The organism is Hoeflea sp., from assembly GCF_984452065.1.
Genome location: NZ_CFHWAF010000054.1, coordinates 1 through 16835 on the forward strand (window position 1 = coordinate 1; position 16835 = coordinate 16835).

Consider the following 16835-nt stretch of genomic DNA (forward strand, 5'->3'; position numbering starts at 1 on the left):
GGCGGCGCGCGCATCGCCGCCTTCGAGACGGCCCAGCGGACCGACCAGCCATGGCTTCATGCACGGGAGGAAGAATGATGAGCGTGAACGCCCAGGAAAACTATGCCGGTGTCTACGACAACAAGGTCGGTTTCAGCGGCAGCCCGGCATTGATTATGGTCGATTTCGCCCATGCCTATTTCGATCCGCAATGTGCCCTTTATGCCGGCGTCGACGAGGCGCTGGCATCGGCACTGCGCATTCGCGAGCGTGCGCATGCGGCGGGCATTCCGGTAGTACTGACGCGCGTCATCTATCAGAAAGGCGGCAGCGATGGCGGCCGCTTCTTTGAAAAGGCAAAGCCGCTTGAGGCCTTTATCGAAGGAAGGCGGACCGCCGAATTCGCCGACGGTCTCGTGCCGCAGTCAGGCGAGCTGATCGTCTCCAAGCAATATCCCAGTTCGTTTTTCGGCACCTCGCTTGCCTCGACCCTGCACGCTCGTGGTGTGGATGGTGTCATCCTTACCGGACTGACCACCAGCGGCTGCGTGCGCGCGACCTGCGTCGACGCGATGTCGCACGGCTTCATAACCAGCGTCGTCGCAGAGGCTTGCGGCGACCGCCACGAGGCACCGCATGAAGCCAATCTGTTCGATATGAACGCGAAATATGCTGATGTTGTCTCCGAGGCCGAGACAATCACTTTCCTGGACGGACTCGCCGAGAGGAGCGATTCTTGACCGCCGCCAATGCCCCGCGCCGGATCGCGGTGATCGGTGCCTGCGGTGGCATCGGACGGGCGCTGGTGCAGTCGCTGGTCGAAGGCGGCCACGATGTGCTGGCCCTCGACCTGCCAGCCTCGCTCGATCGACACAGGCCGCAGGTGCCAGCGATGGCCATCGACGTGCTTTCAGCCGATTCCATCGACGTGGCCGCTTCGGAACTTGCCGGCAAGGTCGAGCGCCTTGATGGTCTGGTAAATCTGGCCGGCTATACGCGTGGGGTAACCGCGCTGGCTGAGACCGGCACGGATGTCTTCGACGACACTATTGCAGGCAATCTGCGCGGCATGTTCCTGTCGACTAAGGCCCTGCTGCCCTCGATGGCGGAAGGCGGTGCCGTTGTCATGGTGTCATCCGGACTGGCGCAGTTCATCCGGCCGGGCCATGGCGCATATGCTGCCGCCAAGGCGGGTGTGATCGCGCTTGCCAAGACCTTCGCGCTCGAATGCGCGCCGCATGTCAGGGTCAACGCGGTTGCACCCGGGCCAGTCCAAACCGCCTTTCTGACGGGCGGCACGGGCCGCTCCAACGAAGATCAGGCAAGCCTTGTCAGTCCAGAGCAGTTCGCCGCCGCCGTGCCGTTGGGGCGGATTGCCCACCCTGCCGACGTCGTGGGTCCCGTCGAATTCTTGCTGGGGCCACAGAGTGCGTTCATGACGGGTCAGGTCCTGTGGGTCAATGGCGGCGCCTATATGCCCTGAACCGCATTGCCTTCCAAAACCGCTCATCCTGCGTTTGCCGATCACCGACGATGGGCCTCAGCGATCGTTATCGCTGACCGTCAGGGGGTAACAGTACCGGCCATTGCCAAGCTTGAATTCCCCCTTGTAGTCCACGCACCACAGCTGGTTCGGCATATGGGCTTTGGAAAGGGCTGTGCCTTGCGCCTTGGTGCGTCGTCGCTGATGGGCGCGCTTGACCAGACCATGGCGGTCGAGAACCGCATGCACCGTGCTGGTGGCCGGAAACCGCACGTCACCGGCCAGGCGCCGGACCAGCAGTTCGCGGATCTTGCGTGCACCCCAATGGGGCTTGTCCTTCTTCAGCCGTACGATCTCCTGTTCCAACTGGAAGGGCAACTGGTTGGCGTAGCGCACTGGCCGGCGCGACCGGTCGCACAGAGCCTCAATACCGTGTGCCTTGTAGCGATTGAAGATCTTGTAACCGGTCTTGCGCGAAATCCCGAACTCCCGGTACAGCGCGCTCATGCCCTCTCCATCCAGAAGACGGGCGACGCGGCCCCATCCGGGCCGCCTTCTTCGTTCTGACGCCCACGACGGTTGTCCATCCCCGAAGCCATCGTCGTCAGCATCTGCTCGTCCTCCGGATGAACGGGTGTCTTCTTGCCCGATGCCAGGGTGAGGATGCCGGCAAGGTCGCCTTCCAGCCAAAGATCGGCTTCATCATCCTCGCCGGGTCCAACAACGATGCGGCCAACGAGCGAGCGGACATCGTCGCTCGCTTCGAGCCGCGTTTGCTCGTCCGGAAGCGCCGTGAACAAGCCATCGACGCGCTTGCGATACTCTTCGGCCATGCCGGGATGGAGCAGTGCCGGCGGTTCCTCGACATCTTCGAGCTCGCGCAGGAGCTGTTCCTTGCGGTCTTCCAGCGCATCCGTCATGGAGTAGCCGCCGCCGCATTCGGCGCATTTGATCCGATGACCTCTGTGTGCTCGGCAAGGCCCCGGCGGCGGACATGCTGGCGGTGGTTGAGCAACTCATGGAAGGTCTGAGGCTTCCGATCAACGAACGCAAGACCCGATGCCTGCGGTGTCCGCAGGAACCGCTTGAGTTCCTCGGCTACCGGATTGGACGCACCTACCGCCCGAATGGGGGAGAAGCCTATATCGGTACTCGCCCAGGCAAGGCGAGCGTTCACAGCATCTGCCGTAAGATCAGCGAAATGACGACGAATAAGCACGGACTGCGGCCCCGACAGGAGATGGTGGAACGCTTGAACCGGACAATGACCGGATGGGCGAACTACTTCTGCCTGGGACAGGTCAGCCCTGCCTACAGAGCCGTCGATCAACACGCGACGAAGCGGCTGCGTCAGTGGCTCTGCCGAAAGCACAAGGTGCGGTCCGGGACATCTGTGCGGTTCAGTGACAGCAGCCGTCCAACGTCTTTCCAAATTTGTCGACCACCCGGTAGAGATAGAACCATTCGCCGTTCACGCGGACGTAGGTTTCATCCTTTCGCCAGGACCGATCCGCAGGACGTTTGCGGCGGCAGCTTCGTCGGCCACCTGACCGGCGCGCTTGGTGACCCACCGGTTGAGCGTCGCATGATCGAACTTCACGCCGCGTTCGGCGAGGGTTTCTTCAAAGTCGCGTTATGAAACACCGTAGCGGACGTAGAAGAAGACCGCGAACGGGGTCACGTCCCTGGGAAACGAGCATCTTTGAACGAAACAGCCATCGCAAGTCTCCAGAACGCGGGAAAATCAACGACGAACCAATACTTCTACATCGGTCAATGAAAAGTTGACGACAGTTCCCCGAGAGGCCGGTAAAATGACCCCAAAAGGGTCAACGACTATCCAAGATAATTGCTTGCAATTCGACACCCCTTGCGCATGTTTAGCTCGCGTGAAAGCTATAAACTCGCTGGATCGACGACCTTAGACGAATGAGACACGCAGTGCCGACCACAAAGAAGATCATCAATCGCCCCGATGCCCTGATCAATGAACTCATCGAGGGAATGGTCTCCGCCCATCCGGAAGAAATTATGGTGGCGGGAGACACAGGCCGGGCTGTCGTTGCTAAGCATGGGCCGCGCGACGGCAAGGTCGGCATAGTGATTGGGGGCGGCTCCGGGCATGAGCCGGCCTTTGCTTGCTATGTCGGAAAAGGGTTGGCGGACGCGGCGGCGATCGGGAACATATTTGCATCCCCGTCTCCCGCACATATCGTTGATGCTGCGATTGCCGCAGAACGCGGCGCCGGTGTTCTTTTTCTCTATGGTAATTACGCGGGCGATGTCATGAACTTTGACATGGCATCCGACCTCCTGGCGCAGGACGGTGTTACGGCACGATCGTTCCTGGTCACCGATGATGTTGCCTCCGCACCGCCAGAACGCGCGCATGAACGGCGCGGCATCGCGGGTGATTTCTTTGTCTTCAAGGTGGCCGGGGCGGCGGCCGATTGCGGTCTTTCGCTGGAGAAAGTAGAGGAAGCCGCAACGCGCGCCAACACGAACACGCGAACGATGGGCGTGGCTTTGTCCCCCTGTTCAATGCCACAGACCGGAAAGGCCAATTTCGACATCCCTGACGGCCAAATGGAAGTGGGCATGGGGATCCACGGTGAGCCTGGGGTTGAACGCACGACCATCGGAACGGCGGATGACATCAGCGACCGGTTGCTCGCACCCATCTTGCAGGAACTTGCCTGTAGTGAAGGCGATCGTGTTGCTGTTCTCGTGAATGGATTGGGCTCGACCACCTTGCTGGAACAGTACCTCGTGCACCGCAGAGTGGCCGAAGTGCTGAAGGAAAAAAAGATCCGCATTCATCACAGTTGGGTCGGGGAATATTGCACGTCATTGGAAATGGCCGGTCTTTCGGTCACGCTGATGAAGCTCGACAACGATTTGACAAAATGGCTGGATCACCCCTGTGACACGCCCGCCTTGCGGGTCGGAGCGACACCGAAACCCGCAGCGGGGGCAGGCGGCCACACAAAATCTCAAAAGGTGAAAGCAAAACCCCGTCACACCTCCCGCAGCACGGCGCCCCTGATCCCTGAAGGTGATGTGACGCCGGAAAAATTTCGAGCGGCTCTGCTTGAAGTTGCAGCGGAAATGTTCGCTCAAAAGGCGTATTTTTGCGAGCTCGATGGTGCGATCGGCGACGGCGATCATGGTGTGACAATGGATCTGGGGTGGCGCGCCATTGCCGATCAGCTGCGTGAAAGAGATGCGCGAGAGCAAACGATCTCGCAAATCTGCGACCTGTGCGCGGAGGCGTTTTTGAATGCCGTTGGCGCCTCTGCCGGGCCTTTATATGCCTCTGCGTTCCAGTCCGCGGCCACAGCCGTTGAAGACCGGCTCAATCTTGATCCTGCTGCGACCGCGCGTTGGGTAGCAGGAATGGCCCGAGGGATCGAAGAACGCGGCAAAGCGCGCATTGGTGAAAAGACCATGGTGGATGCATGGCGTCCCGCTGCGGATACGGCAGCTCTTTCAGCAAAGTCAGCCCAGTCATCCGAGGAGGTTATGCAGGCCGCCGCAGACGCGGCGCTCGCCGGTGCGGAATCCACGAAGGAACTGATAAGCGCCAGGGGCCGCTCCAAAGCATTGGCCGATCGCGCAAGGGGGCATCTTGACCCTGGCGCGGTCTCTTCGGCGACGATATTGCGCACATTGGCATCGGCGCTTCGATCATTGCCGGGGCAATAAAGGTACCGCCGTTCAGCCTGCGCGGGTGAGATTATAGAATGGATTGACCGGTTTTGGCCCAGTCCTGGGTAAATTGCCGCAGTCCTTTATCCGTCAGGACATGTTTCGCCAAACCCTTGATGACATCGGGCGGGACAGTTGCAACATCCGCGCCCGCAATGGCGGCCTCCTTCACATGGTTGGACGTGCGTACCGATGCGGCCAGCACATTGGTCCTGAATTCGTAGTTGTCATAGATCGTGCGAATGTCCCGGATCAGTTCCATGCCGTCGAGCCCCAGGTCGTCCAAGCGTCCCAAAAACGGTGAAATGTAGGTGGCTCCGGCTTTGGCGGCCAAAAGCGCCTGGGTGGCGGAGAAGCATAAGGTCACATTGGTTTTGACACCTTTCGCCGTAAAGTGACGACACGCTTTCAGACCATCGAGCGTCAAGGGAAGCTTGATCACCACATTGTCGGCGATCTTTGCAAGATGAGTGCCTTCCGCGATCATCGCCTCGGCCTCGGTCGCTGCAACTTCAGCCGACACCGGACCTGCTACGATGCCGCAAATCTCTGCAATCACCTCTTTGAAATCGCGCTCCGTTTTCGCGATGAGTGTTGGATTGGTGGTTACGCCATCCAAGAGTCCGTAGTCATTCAACTCTTTGATGTCTTCGGCAATGGCGGTGTCTACAAAAAATTTCATTTCATGACTCTGTTTGGCTGTGGAGGTTTCGGGCGTCCAACAAATAAGACCCGGGAGCAATGGCCTTGAGCGAAGCAATGCGTCAGGTACCGATGATCCACGGTATGCCGGAGATGTAGTCGGGCTTGAATAAAATCACAACATAAAATAACAATAACACAAGATATATGTTGTTTATGCGCCATGCAGTGATATTATCACGTGCGATACAGATCGATGTGTTACGCTTGGACGTGAAGGGATGACGCAATGAAGCGCGAAGAACGTCAACAGGCGATCATGGATTTACTGGTCGCGGCGGGATCTGCCGGTCTCGATGAACTGGCCCGACGCTTTGACGTTTCAAAGATGACCGTGCATCGCGATCTGGATGAGCTGGAAAGCTCTGGATTGCTTCGCAAGATTCGGGGTGGTGCTACAATCGAGGCGGGCACACAGTTTGAAAGCAATTTCAATTTTCGCGAGAAACAGGGCGTTGCCGCGAAAGTGGCCATTACACAATCGGCGCTTCAGCTTATAGAACCCGGCATGACCGTCATCATCAATGATGGCTCCACCGCGGCCGTTTTGGGTAAGCTGCTTGTGGATATTCGGCCTTTGACCGTGATTACGAACAATGTTGCCGTGCTTGATGCGCTTAAGGGGCTCACCGGCATCACATTGATGTCGCCGGGCGGCACATTCTCCAAAAAGTACAATGGATTTTTCGGCAAGTTGACCGAGGACTCGCTCAGCTGCCTGCGGGTTGATGTGGCGTTCATTTCGTCGCCGGCGGTCTGCGGGACCGAGGTCTTTCACATGGACGAAACCGTAACGCGCACCAAGCGGGCGATGATGGCGGCGGCAGCGCGATCCGTCCTGCTGATCAACCATACGCGTATGGAATCCCAGGCGCTTTACAAATTCGCCGACCTGCACGAGTTTGCGGCGGTCATAACAGACGCACAGCCGCCCGCTTCCGTTGCCAGCGCCCTCGCATCTGCAGGCATTTCAATTACGGTTGCAGAAATCCAGGAGCATTAGGCATGGCGGCGCCGCTGTTCTGGATCGGAACCAGTTGGAAGATGAACAAGGTTCTGGCGGAAGCCCTGGTTTTTGCCGATGGACTTAAAGCAGACGATCAGAACACGGACCCGCGCATTCAGCGGTTTGTCATCCCGCCCTTTACGAGTGCGCGCGAGGTGCGGCGCGCTCTTGCCGGCACATCTGTGAAGGTCGGCGCACAAAACATGCATTGGGCCGATCAGGGAGCCTGGACCGGAGAAGTATCGCCGGTCATGCTCAGGGACTGCGGTCTCGACCTGGTGGAACTTGGACATTCCGAGCGCCGCGCCCATTTCGGCGAAACCAACGAAACAGTGGGGTTGAAAACCGCAGCGGCAGTGCGACACGGTTTGATCCCGTTAATCTGCATTGGCGAGACTTTGGAGGAACGCGAAGCCGGACGTGCCGGGGACGTCTTGGCAGAGCAGGTCAGGGCCGCGCTGTCGCCTGTCGCCGACCATGATGTCGCGGCTCCGGTTTTGCTGGCTTACGAGCCGGTCTGGGCCATCGGCGACGGCGGGATCCCCGCAACTTCCGACTATGCTGACGCGCGGCAGGCCGAGGTCATCAGCGTTGCGGGCGATATTTTGGACCGCAAGGTTCCATGCCTCTACGGCGGCTCGGTCAACCCCGGGAACTGTGTGGAGCTTATCACCAGTGACCACGTGGATGGATTGTTCATTGGGCGATCAGCCTGGGACGTTGACGAATATCTGGGCATTCTCTCTCAGTGCAGCGCAGCCATTTGAAAGGAAACATCATGAAACTTGCCATAGCCGGCGATAGCGCTGGAGAAGGGCTCGCAAAAACCCTCGCGGAACACCTGAGCAAAGCACATGACGTCAGCGAGGTTTCCCGAACGCCGGATGGACCGGACGCCTTTTATGCCAACCTGTCTGATCGTGTGGCCACAGCGGTTTTGGACGGCACATATGACCGTGCGATTCTGATTTGCGGCACCGGGATCGGCGTTGCCCTGAGCGCCAATAAAGTGCCGGGCATTCGCGCGGCCCAATGCCACGATACGTACTCGGCACAGCGCGCTGCCCTTTCCAACAACGCCCAGATCATCACCATGGGTGCCCGGGTCGTTGGACCGGAGCTTGCCAAATCAGTCGCAGAAGCCTTTCTGGCCGAAACTTTCGATCCGAACGGCCGCTCTGCCGGAAATGTGCAAGCGATCAATGAGATTGATGCCAAGTACAACAAGGCCTGAATAGTCATAGGGTCAGGTCTCGGGATGGCATCGGCTCGACAACGGCTGTGTCGTGATTGGGCGTTTCCGAGAACCGGGCATGAGCCGGAAATATTGGGAGGTCTGGATGGCACCATCCACGGACATTATCATTGGAATTGACGCCGGGACCTCCGTGATCAAAGCGGTCGCATTTGACCTATCGGGTGTGCAACTGGCGGTCTCCTCGGTCAGAAACACCTACGCGACGAAACGGGACGGTTCAGCAATCCAATCCATGGATCAAACCTGGTCCGACTGCGCGACGGCAATACGCGGCCTGAGCGACAAGATCAGCGGGTTGGCCGAGCGTGTAGCAGCCATCGGCGTGACCGGTCAGGGCGACGGCACCTGGTTGGTCGGAGCAGACAACACCCCGGTTTCAGACGCGTGGCTGTGGCTCGATGCACGCGCCGCTCAAACCGTAAATGAGCTCGCCCGGTCCCCTGGAGATGTTGCCCGGTTCGAGGCCACCGGCACTGGTCTGAATACCTGCCAGCAGGGCAGTCAGATAGCTCATATGGCCAGACACTATCCCGAGCTGTTGGCTGAGGCCAGGGTAGCCCTTCATTGCAAGGACTGGCTTTACCTCAATCTTACCGGCGTGGCCGCGACGGATCCCTCTGAAGCGAGTTTCACCTTTGGGGATTTTCGTACCCGATCCTACAGCGATACGGTGATCGATGCGCTGCAGCTCAGGCCATATCGCCAACTCTTGCCCGATATTCTGGACGGGGTCGAAACGACCCATCCCTTGACTGCCGATGCCGCGAAAGCCACCGGGCTGTTGCAAGACACGCCGGTGTCTCTGGGTTATGTTGATATGGTGATGACCGCACTTGGCGCCGGTGTGCATACCGGCGAAGCCAATGTCGCATGTTCGATAATCGGGTCTACCGGCGTGCACCTGCGGGGTGTTTCGGCCGACGGGGTGCATCTCAACACGGAACGCACGGGATACGTCATCTGTTTGCCGGTTCCCGAACGGGTCACGCAGGTGCAAACGAACATGGCCGCCACCCTGAATATCGACTGGGCGTTGGATCTCGCGGCCGATCTGCTCGGGCAGTTCGGTCAGGTTCCGGATCGCTCCGAGCTGGTCGGGCGCATCGACGACTGGCTGCGGGGCAGCGCGCCCGGGCGCCTGGTGTACCATCCCTATATTTCGGATGCCGGGGAACGGGGCCCCTTCGTCAATGACAGTGCCCGCGCGAGCGTGATTGGACTGAACGCGGGGCATCGGTTCGCCGACATTACACGCGCCGTGGTGGATAGCCTGGGAATGGCGGCGCGGGATTGTTATGGCGCGATGGGGGCCTTGCCCGATGAGCTGCGCATCGCCGGTGGCGCGGCGCAATCCCCGGCATTGCGGCAGGTCTTTTCCGGCGCACTGAACACACCGATCCGGGTTTCCACACGGGGCGAAGCCGGCGCGGCAGGCTGTGGCATGATGGCGGCGGTTGCGGTTGGGGCGTATACGGACATGGATGCGTGTATTGAAGATTGGGTCCGGCCTTACCTGGGCGACAAGGAAGCCCCGGTCCCGGACCTCACAAGGACCTATGACCGCCTATTTCAGACATACCAGCAATCGCGGGAAATTTTACCGCCCATCTGGGCGGAGCTTGCCGCGCAACGGTCCGAACAGACGAGGGGGAACATGTGAGCGATATTCCAAAGGTCGATCTGTTCGTCATCGGCGGTGGAATTAACGGCGCCGGCATCGCACGCGATGCCGCGGGCCGCGGGCTTAGCGTCGCTCTATGCGAGAAAGACGACCTGGCCCAGGGAACATCGTCCCGCTCGGGCAAGCTGGTGCATGGCGGGTTGCGCTATCTGGAATACTACGAGTTTCGGTTGGTGCGTGAAGCACTGATCGAGCGCGAGGTCCTGCTGCGCAACGCACCGCATATTATCTGGCCCATGCGGTTTGTGTTGCCACACTCTCCCCTGGATCGGCCCGCATGGCTGATCCGGCTGGGTTTGTTCCTCTACGATCACCTCGGCGGACGCAAGAGGCTGCCCGGCACAAGGTCCCTGCGGTTTGCGCAGGACCCTGAGGGCGCGCCGCTGTTGAACAAATATACAAAGGGGTTCGAATATTCCGACTGCTGGGTGGATGATGCGCGTCTGGTGGTTCTGAACGTGCTGGATGCGGCGGAACGTGGAGCAACCGTCCTGACGCGCGCGCAGTGCGTCTCGGCGTGTCGGGATAACGGCATCTGGCGCATCCGGACACAGCACGCGATGACGGAGGCTGTGCAAGACTTCGAAGCCAAGGTCGTCGTGAACGCGGCCGGTCCCTGGGTCAGGGATGTGATCAATCAGGTCGCCGGGTCGAACTCGACCCGGAACGTAAGGCTTGTCAAAGGGTCTCATATCATCGTGCCGAAATTCTGGGATGGGGAACACGCCTATCTTGTTCAGAACGACGACAAGAGGGTGATTTTCATAAATCCCTACGAGGGTGACAAGTCGCTGATCGGCACCACTGACATCGCCTATGAGGGGCGCGCGGAAGACGTCACGGCGGATGAGGCCGAAATCCGGTATCTGCTGGACGCCACAAACCGATACTTCAAGGAAAAGCTCGTTCGGGATGATGTGATCGAGCATTTTTCAGGTGTACGGTCGCTCTTCGATGATGGGCAGGGAAACCCCTCGGCGGTAACGCGGGACTATGTGTTCGATCTCGATGAAACCGGCGGCGCGCCCCTGCTGAACATCTTCGGCGGCAAGATCACCACGTTCCGGGAACTGGCGCAGCGCGGCATGCACCAGCTGAAGAAGTTTTTCCCGCAAATGGGCAGGGATTGGACAGCCACGGCTGCCCTCCCGGGCGGCGATATGATCGATGCGGATTTTGAGGCGTTTCGGAACGAAATAAAGCAAGGCTATCCTTGGATGCCGCGTGCCTTGCGTCAGCATTATGCCCGCCTCTATGGCACCCGGATAGCACAGATTGCCGGCACTGCGAGGTCCCTCAGTGAATTGGGACGGCACTTCGGCGGGATGCTTTACGAGGCCGAAGTTCGGTATCTTGTGTCCCATGAATGGGCGCAGACAGCAGAAGATGTTTTATGGCGGCGCACCAAGCATCAACTGCATTTGACCGCGTCGGAGCGCGCGGATTTTGAACAATGGTTTAACGCGGAACTGGCACAGGCGGCGTGAAATGAATTTGACCTTGGCCCTCAACACCAACCCGCTGGTGAACCGCTTTGCGGAACCGCCGGATCTTATCGACACGACAGCGCGCGATTTGCGGATCCGCGACCTGCAACTGACGCATGAGTTTATCAACCCCAGTTGGCCGGCAGCGGTGATACGGCGACTGTCCCGCGAGATGGACAGGGCCTGCCAGCGGACCGGGGTACGCATCACCTCGGGGATGACCGGGCCATACGGACGACTGAACCATTTCGGGCATCCCGACAGGGATGTGCGGCGCTACTATGTCGATTGGTTCAAGACCTTCGCGGATATCATCGCAGACCTGGGCGGACGCGCCGTCGGGACGCAATTCGCGATTTTCACTTACCGTGATTTCGATGATCCGACACGTCGTGAGGAGCTGATCCGGATCGCTTTCGATTGCTGGGCAGAGGTGGCGGACCATGCCCATGCGGCCGGACTTGACCATGTGTTCTGGGAGCCAATGAGCATTGGACGTGAATTTGGCGAAACCATAGCCGCAGCGTTGGCACTTCAAGATCGGTTGAGCGCCCTGAACACCGCTGTGCCCGTCAAGATGATGGCGGACATCGATCATGGCGACGTGACCTCCTCCGATCCGGATGACATAGACCCCTATGCCTGGGCGCGCGCCGTGCCGAAAGTCTCACCGATTATTCACATCAAGCAGAGCCTGATGGACAAGGGCGGACATAGACCCTTCACGGCGGAACATAATGCAAAGGGTCGAATATCGCCCAAGCCGTTGCTCCAGGCTTTGGCGGAAGGCGGCGCGGTCAATAACGAGATTTGTCTTGAATTGAGCTTTAAGGAGCGCGAGCCGAATGACCGTGCGGTGATCGCGGATATCGCGGAAAGCGTTGCCTATTGGGACCCGCATATTGACAGCGGGGCCGGGTCATTGCGGGAATAATGACTCCGAAACAGTTCACGCACCGCTGAACGCCGATCCGCTTGCAGCCTGGTCGCATGACGCTTCCATGTGCCATTGGCGACGACCCAATGTCGGACAATATGCCGAAAGCGCGCATGTCAGGAGAAAGATCATCGCCTTCTGGTGCCACGACCGTCATGAAATCACAAATGTATCAAGAAATGATGTGAAATTAACACTTGACGATGATATCTTCGTCTTTCTACAGTCATTTCAGAGCCTGCGAGCGTTCAAGCATCGGCGCTTTCAGGGGGAGGATAATTCATGGAGAGTGGCAGAAATCCTGCTTTACAGAGCATTTCGGGTTTCGTTTCTCGCAACGTCATAGTGAGCCTCATCGCCATCGTCGTCGTTCTTGGCGCGATCGCGCTTGATACAACCGTTGTTAAAATCGGTTCAGAAGAGGATCAGCGGCAGGCTGCTTTTGATCCCGATGCTTTCGGCAAGGCAGAGTTCCCCCGGATCAGTGAAGCGGTACGCGCGCGCGCAGTACAGGCTCCGGTATTGGCACAGGCCATTTTGGACGACAAGAAAGCCGCCATTGAAAGCTACGGCACACCGGGCGGCATTGGGGCATATATGCCGGTGCAGCTTGAAGGTGTGTTGGGGCAAAGCAAATCCGGCGTTTTTGACCTGACCGTGGATGGAATGCCGGAAGGGACCCGGGTGCGCCTGCAGACCGGACCGGCAATCAATGGCACCGAGCTGAGAGATATCACCGGAGACATCGTTTTCGGCGCGTTTAAAAATCAGATCGAGTTTCAGGATGCGGGAGCCGGGATCAACCGCGCAATGGCATCTGATGTCCTGAGCGATCTGGATCGCGATTCCATGACCGGCAAGTCTGTGTCGGTTGTCGGTGTGTTCAACCTGATCAATCCGAAGAACTGGTTGATTACCCCCGTGTCACTGGAGGTGCAGTGATGGCGGATGTCGTTCTTGCCGCGCGGGACATCTCCAAGAGTTTTGGCGCGGTTCAGGCATTGCGCCATGTGAATTTCGACGTGCGGCGCGGACAAGTAACGACCCTGTTCGGAGAGAACGGGGCAGGCAAAAGCACGCTCATGAAGATTTTGTCGGGTGTCTACCAACCGACGAGCGGGGAAGTTCTGGTCGAAGGCAGGCCGGTACATCTGACCTCACCCGTTGATGCGCGAAACCTGGGTATTTCGATTATTCACCAGGAGTTGTCGCTGTCGCCAAATATGACCGTGCGCGACAACATCTTCATGGGGCGCGAGATCACGGGTCCGTCCGGCGTGAACTATGCTGAGGAAGAACGGCAGGCACGTGAACTGATGCGGGAACTGGAGGAGGAGATCGACCCCCTCACCGTGGTTGAAGATCTGCGGTTGGGGCAGCAGCAGATTGTGGAAATCGCTCGTGCTCTATCAGTTAATTCCAACATCCTGATCATGGATGAGCCGACATCGGCTCTGTCAGCATCCGAGGTCGATGTGCTTTTCAAAGTCATCGGCGACCTCAAGGCGCGTGGCGTATCCATTGTCTATATCTCGCACCATCTGGAAGAGGCACTGACAATCACTGATCATGCGGTGGTTCTTCGCGACGGGGCCATGACGGCCGCAGCCCCGCGCGCCGAAATCAATCTGGAGTGGATCGTGCGGAACATGGTCGGCGAGAACTTCGATCTCGGCGTCCCACCGGACGACGGCAAGATCGGCGAGCCCGCTTTGTCGATCAGCGGATTGATCGTGCCGCAAGCATCCGGCCATGGATACGCTGTCGACAATTTGAACCTCGAGGTGCGCACCGGCGAGATCGTCTGTATCTATGGCCTCATGGGGGCCGGCCGCACCGAGATGATGGAATGTGTCGCCGGACGGCTGCCGCAGAGCGCCGGCGAGATCCGCCTGAACGGGCGCGACGTGACTGGCTTATCCATTTCGGACCGGATCGCCGCCGGACTTGTGTTGGTGCCCGAAGACCGGCAACGCGATGGCCTGGTTCAAACGATGAGTGTAGGGCGAAATCTCTCACTGGCTTCCATTGGGAACTTTACCCGGAACCTTTTCACCGATCGCGCCCGCGAGGATGCGATCATAGACGAATCCATCCGCACAGTAACGGTAAAGACCGACGGGCCGGCAGCTCCGATCTCATCGCTGTCCGGGGGCAACCAGCAAAAAGTGGTGATCGGCAAGATGCTGGCCACGCGGCCATCCGTCATTTTGTTGGATGAGCCGAGCCGAGGCATTGATATTGGCGCCAAGGCGGAAGTCTTCCGTATCCTTGCCGAACGCGCCGCTGAGGGAATGGCCGTGATCTATTCAACCTCGGAGGTTGGCGAATGCCTGTCCATCGCGCATCGGATCATTGTGATGCGCCGCGGCAGGATAGCCGCGGAATTCTCTCACGACACAACCAAAGAAGCCATTATGGCCGCATCTGGCGAATCCCTGGCGGCCTAACATGACAGAAGAGCGAGCAGATTTGGCCGACACCTCTATTGACGCCAAGAGCAAGAGAAAATCCGGGCTGGACCTTCGAACGTTGCTGTTGGAAGGGCGAGCTTTCTTCGCATTGATTGCCATCATTCTTACATTCTCGTTCCTGTCACCAAACTATGCGACGGTCTCGAATTTTTTGATCATGATGAACCAATCCGCCATCTTTGGTCTTTTGGCCATTGGAATGGTCTTGGTGATCCTGAATGGCGGAATTGATCTGTCGGTCGGATCGGTTCTTGGCCTTGCCGGCGTTTTCGCCGGCTTCCTGATGCAAGGGGTGGAATTGAAGTGGGCGGGCGTCGTCGTCTATCCGCCGGTCTGGGCGGTGGTGGTTCTGACCATCGGGCTGGGCGCATTTGTCGGCTTTGTGAATGGCATCCTGATAGCGATCTTCAAGGTGCCGGCATTCGTCGCGACGCTTGGTTCGCTCTATGTTGCACGCGGCGTCGCGCTGCTCATGACAAATGGCCTGACCTTCAACAATCTCGATGGCAATCCGGAGCTGGGCAATACCGGCTTCAACTGGCTCGGCTTCAACCGTCTGGCCGGGGTTCCCATCGGAGTGTGGGTACTGATTTCGGTGGCGATCCTGGCCGGATTGCTGCTATCCCGCTCGGCATTTGGGCGTTGGCTTTACGCATCCGGCGGCAATGCACGCGCGGCAGAACTCTCGGGCGTGCCTGTCAAGCGTGTGCAGATCACGGTTTACATGTTGTCAGGTACATGTGCCGCCATCGCGGGATTGGTGCTGTCGTCTCAATTGACCTCCGCCGGACCGAACGCGGGCTTTACCTATGAGCTAACCGCAATTGCCGCAGTGGTGGTCGGCGGCGCGTCCTTGATGGGAGGGCGGGGCACGGTTCGGGGCACGCTCCTGGGTACTTTTGTTATCGTATTCCTGTCAGCCGGCCTCGTAATTACGGGCGTCTCTTTCTACTGGCAGACCGTCTTCACCGGCGCGGTCATCGTGCTCGCGGTCATGGTCAATTCAATTCAATACGGCGGTTCGAGACAGCGCAGCTGACCGGATCACCACTTCGCATGGTCGAAGGGTGGTAAAGCCCCAGACCGCAATCGTCGGATATCCGGCACAATAAAACTGGAGGAACTACAATGACTAAACTGACAAGACGGCAAGCCCTGCTGACTGGCGCTGCCGCGGTGACCGCCGCGTCCCTGCCAAAGATCGCATCGGCCCAGAGCAAAGGGCTCATCTCGATCATCGTGAACGATCCGGCCAACCCGTACTGGTTTACCGAAGGTGAAGTCGCAAAGGCCACAGCGGAGGAGTTGGGCTATGAAGCGACCGTGTCTGCACACCGCGGCGATACAAACCTGGAATCAAATCTGGTTGACGCGGCGATCACCAACGGCGCCAAGGCTGTTATTCTGGACCCGGCCAACGCCGATGGTTCCGTCGGAGTGGTTCGCAAGGCGACGGAAGCCGGCATTGCCGTATTCCTGGTGAATGCGGAAATCAATGAATCCGGTATCGCAATCGGGCAGCTTGTTTCGAACAACGCCCAGGGCGCTGCGATCGGTGCCATTGCCTGGCAAGAGATTGTCGGCGAGGAAGCCAGGTATGTTGAATTCTACGGCAACCCGGCCGACAACAATGCGGCAACCCGTTCAAACGGCTATAATACAGTGATCAGCCAGTACCCGGGCCTCGTGAAAGTCGCCGAAGAAGTGGCCAACTGGGACCGGACGCAAGGCTACAACAAAATGCAGTCGATCATGCAGGCGACACCTGATTTCGACGCGGTTATTTCCGGTAACGATGAAATGGCGCTCGGTGCAATTGCCGCAATGAAAGAAGCGCAAAAGCTGGAAGGCGTGATCGTCGGCGGTTTTGACGGCTCGCCTGACGCGGTCGATGCGATTAAAGCGGGCGAGATGGCATATACGGTCCTGCAACCGGTCGCTATCTTCTCGCGCGAAGCAGTTGTTCAGGCGGATCATTACATCAAAAATGGCTCTGCCCTTGTGGCCGAAGAAAAGCAGCTGTTCGATTGCTTGCTGATCACGCCGGACAACGTCGACAAATACACCGCGGCCTTCACGCTGTCGGGTTAAATTTATCACGAGGGGCGCCGTCTCGATGA

General features: G+C 58.7%; 16 protein-coding genes and 3 pseudogenes. 15 read left to right on the forward strand and 4 right to left on the reverse strand.

Going from position 1 to position 16835, the window contains the following annotated elements:
• The 3 genes from AC5E6N_RS12085 to AC5E6N_RS12095 form a co-directional block, all read left to right on the forward strand.
• A partial coding sequence (locus tag AC5E6N_RS12085) for a hypothetical protein (RefSeq protein WP_491748074.1) occupies positions 1-78 on the forward strand: 78 nt, incomplete at its 5' end.
• Positions 75-719 carry an isochorismatase family protein gene (locus AC5E6N_RS12090; protein ID WP_491748052.1) on the forward strand — a complete coding sequence of 215 codons (645 nt, stop codon included), beginning with the start codon at positions 75-77 and terminating at the stop codon, positions 717-719. The genes AC5E6N_RS12085 and AC5E6N_RS12090, both read left to right, overlap by 4 nt.
• Positions 716-1462, forward strand: coding sequence for an SDR family NAD(P)-dependent oxidoreductase (locus AC5E6N_RS12095; RefSeq protein WP_491748053.1), 747 nt, complete (start codon positions 716-718; stop codon positions 1460-1462). The genes AC5E6N_RS12090 and AC5E6N_RS12095 overlap by 4 nt, the downstream gene beginning before the upstream one ends.
• Before the next feature lie 69 nt (positions 1463-1531).
• Here AC5E6N_RS12095 and AC5E6N_RS12100 read toward each other — a convergent pair.
• Positions 1532-1984: pseudogene (locus tag AC5E6N_RS12100) on the reverse strand (helix-turn-helix domain-containing protein); the annotation flags it as partial.
• Positions 1966-2382, reverse strand: a complete 417-nt coding sequence (locus tag AC5E6N_RS12105) for a hypothetical protein (protein WP_491748054.1) — start codon at positions 2380-2382, stop codon at positions 1966-1968. The pseudogene AC5E6N_RS12100 and the gene AC5E6N_RS12105, both read right to left, overlap by 19 nt.
• A 98-nt stretch (positions 2383-2480) precedes the next feature.
• On the opposite strand from AC5E6N_RS12105, the pseudogene AC5E6N_RS12110 reads away from it, so the two are divergent.
• A pseudogene (locus AC5E6N_RS12110) lies at positions 2481-2828 on the forward strand (group II intron maturase-specific domain-containing protein); the annotation flags it as partial.
• Positions 2829-2877: 49 nt separating this feature from the next.
• Here the strand turns inward: AC5E6N_RS12110 and AC5E6N_RS12115 are convergent.
• Positions 2878-3181: pseudogene (locus AC5E6N_RS12115) on the reverse strand (DDE-type integrase/transposase/recombinase); the annotation flags it as partial.
• Between the two features lie 210 nt (positions 3182-3391).
• Between AC5E6N_RS12115 and dhaL the strand changes: the two are divergent.
• A complete protein-coding gene (gene dhaL / locus AC5E6N_RS12120) occupies positions 3392-5167 on the forward strand; it encodes a dihydroxyacetone kinase subunit DhaL (RefSeq protein ID WP_491748055.1) in 1776 nt (591 codons plus the stop codon).
• Between the two features lie 31 nt (positions 5168-5198).
• Here the strand turns inward: dhaL and fsa are convergent, their stop codons facing one another.
• Positions 5199-5852, reverse strand: coding sequence for a fructose-6-phosphate aldolase (gene fsa, locus AC5E6N_RS12125; RefSeq protein ID WP_491748056.1), 654 nt, complete (start codon positions 5850-5852; stop codon positions 5199-5201).
• A 249-nt stretch (positions 5853-6101) separates the two neighbouring features.
• Between fsa and AC5E6N_RS12130 the strand changes: the two genes are divergently transcribed.
• From AC5E6N_RS12130 to AC5E6N_RS12175, 10 genes are all read left to right on the forward strand, one after another.
• Positions 6102-6875, forward strand: a complete 774-nt coding sequence (locus AC5E6N_RS12130; RefSeq protein ID WP_491690147.1) for a DeoR/GlpR family DNA-binding transcription regulator — start codon at positions 6102-6104, stop codon at positions 6873-6875.
• A gap of 2 nt (positions 6876-6877) precedes the next feature.
• Positions 6878-7645 carry a triose-phosphate isomerase gene (locus AC5E6N_RS12135; RefSeq protein WP_491748057.1) on the forward strand — a complete coding sequence of 256 codons (768 nt, stop codon included), beginning with the start codon at positions 6878-6880 and terminating at the stop codon, positions 7643-7645.
• Positions 7646-7656: 11 nt separating this feature from the next.
• Positions 7657-8112, forward strand: a complete 456-nt coding sequence (gene derI, locus AC5E6N_RS12140) for a D-erythrulose-4-phosphate isomerase (RefSeq protein ID WP_491748058.1) — start codon at positions 7657-7659, stop codon at positions 8110-8112.
• A gap of 106 nt (positions 8113-8218) precedes the next feature.
• Entirely contained in the window at positions 8219-9796 is a 1578-nt protein-coding gene (locus AC5E6N_RS12145) for an FGGY-family carbohydrate kinase (protein WP_491748059.1), read from the forward strand.
• The gene (locus AC5E6N_RS12150) at positions 9793-11304 is read left to right on the forward strand and encodes a glycerol-3-phosphate dehydrogenase (protein WP_491748060.1); all 1512 of its coding nucleotides are present in this window, start codon (positions 9793-9795) and stop codon (positions 11302-11304) included. Before AC5E6N_RS12145 ends, AC5E6N_RS12150 begins: the two co-directional genes overlap by 4 nt.
• A 1-nt stretch (position 11305) precedes the next feature.
• Positions 11306-12238, forward strand: a complete 933-nt coding sequence (locus AC5E6N_RS12155; RefSeq protein WP_491748061.1) for a sugar phosphate isomerase/epimerase family protein — start codon at positions 11306-11308, stop codon at positions 12236-12238.
• Positions 12239-12523: 285 nt separating this feature from the next.
• Positions 12524-13183 (forward strand): DUF2291 family protein, encoded by a 660-nt coding sequence (locus AC5E6N_RS12160; protein WP_491748062.1) that lies wholly within the window; start codon positions 12524-12526, stop codon positions 13181-13183.
• On the forward strand, positions 13183-14691 hold the full coding sequence (locus AC5E6N_RS12165; RefSeq protein ID WP_491748063.1) for a sugar ABC transporter ATP-binding protein: 1509 nt from the start codon (positions 13183-13185) through the stop codon (positions 14689-14691). The genes AC5E6N_RS12160 and AC5E6N_RS12165 overlap by 1 nt, the downstream gene beginning before the upstream one ends.
• A gap of 1 nt (position 14692) precedes the next feature.
• On the forward strand, positions 14693-15754 hold the full coding sequence (locus AC5E6N_RS12170) for an ABC transporter permease (protein WP_491690155.1): 1062 nt from the start codon (positions 14693-14695) through the stop codon (positions 15752-15754).
• Between the two features lie 89 nt (positions 15755-15843).
• Positions 15844-16806, forward strand: a complete 963-nt coding sequence (locus tag AC5E6N_RS12175; RefSeq protein WP_491748064.1) for a D-ribose ABC transporter substrate-binding protein — start codon at positions 15844-15846, stop codon at positions 16804-16806.
• Positions 16807-16835: the final 29 nt, after the last annotated feature.

Coding starts and splice junctions, on each gene's coding strand:
- AC5E6N_RS12090 (WP_491748052.1), top strand. CDS start 75: ATGATGAGCGTGAACGCCCAGGAAAACTATGCCGGTGTCTACGACAAC.
- AC5E6N_RS12105 (WP_491748054.1), bottom strand. CDS start 2,382: ATGACGGATGCGCTGGAAGACCGCAAGGAACAGCTCCTGCGCGAGCTC.
- dhaL (WP_491748055.1), top strand. CDS start 3,392: ATGAGACACGCAGTGCCGACCACAAAGAAGATCATCAATCGCCCCGAT.
- fsa (WP_491748056.1), bottom strand. CDS start 5,852: ATGAAATTTTTTGTAGACACCGCCATTGCCGAAGACATCAAAGAGTTG.
- AC5E6N_RS12130 (WP_491690147.1), top strand. CDS start 6,102: ATGAAGCGCGAAGAACGTCAACAGGCGATCATGGATTTACTGGTCGCG.
- AC5E6N_RS12135 (WP_491748057.1), top strand. CDS start 6,878: ATGGCGGCGCCGCTGTTCTGGATCGGAACCAGTTGGAAGATGAACAAG.
- derI (WP_491748058.1), top strand. CDS start 7,657: ATGAAACTTGCCATAGCCGGCGATAGCGCTGGAGAAGGGCTCGCAAAA.
- AC5E6N_RS12145 (WP_491748059.1), top strand. CDS start 8,219: ATGGCACCATCCACGGACATTATCATTGGAATTGACGCCGGGACCTCC.
- AC5E6N_RS12155 (WP_491748061.1), top strand. CDS start 11,306: ATGAATTTGACCTTGGCCCTCAACACCAACCCGCTGGTGAACCGCTTT.
- AC5E6N_RS12160 (WP_491748062.1), top strand. CDS start 12,524: ATGGAGAGTGGCAGAAATCCTGCTTTACAGAGCATTTCGGGTTTCGTT.
- AC5E6N_RS12165 (WP_491748063.1), top strand. CDS start 13,183: ATGGCGGATGTCGTTCTTGCCGCGCGGGACATCTCCAAGAGTTTTGGC.
- AC5E6N_RS12170 (WP_491690155.1), top strand. CDS start 14,693: ATGACAGAAGAGCGAGCAGATTTGGCCGACACCTCTATTGACGCCAAG.
- AC5E6N_RS12175 (WP_491748064.1), top strand. CDS start 15,844: ATGACTAAACTGACAAGACGGCAAGCCCTGCTGACTGGCGCTGCCGCG.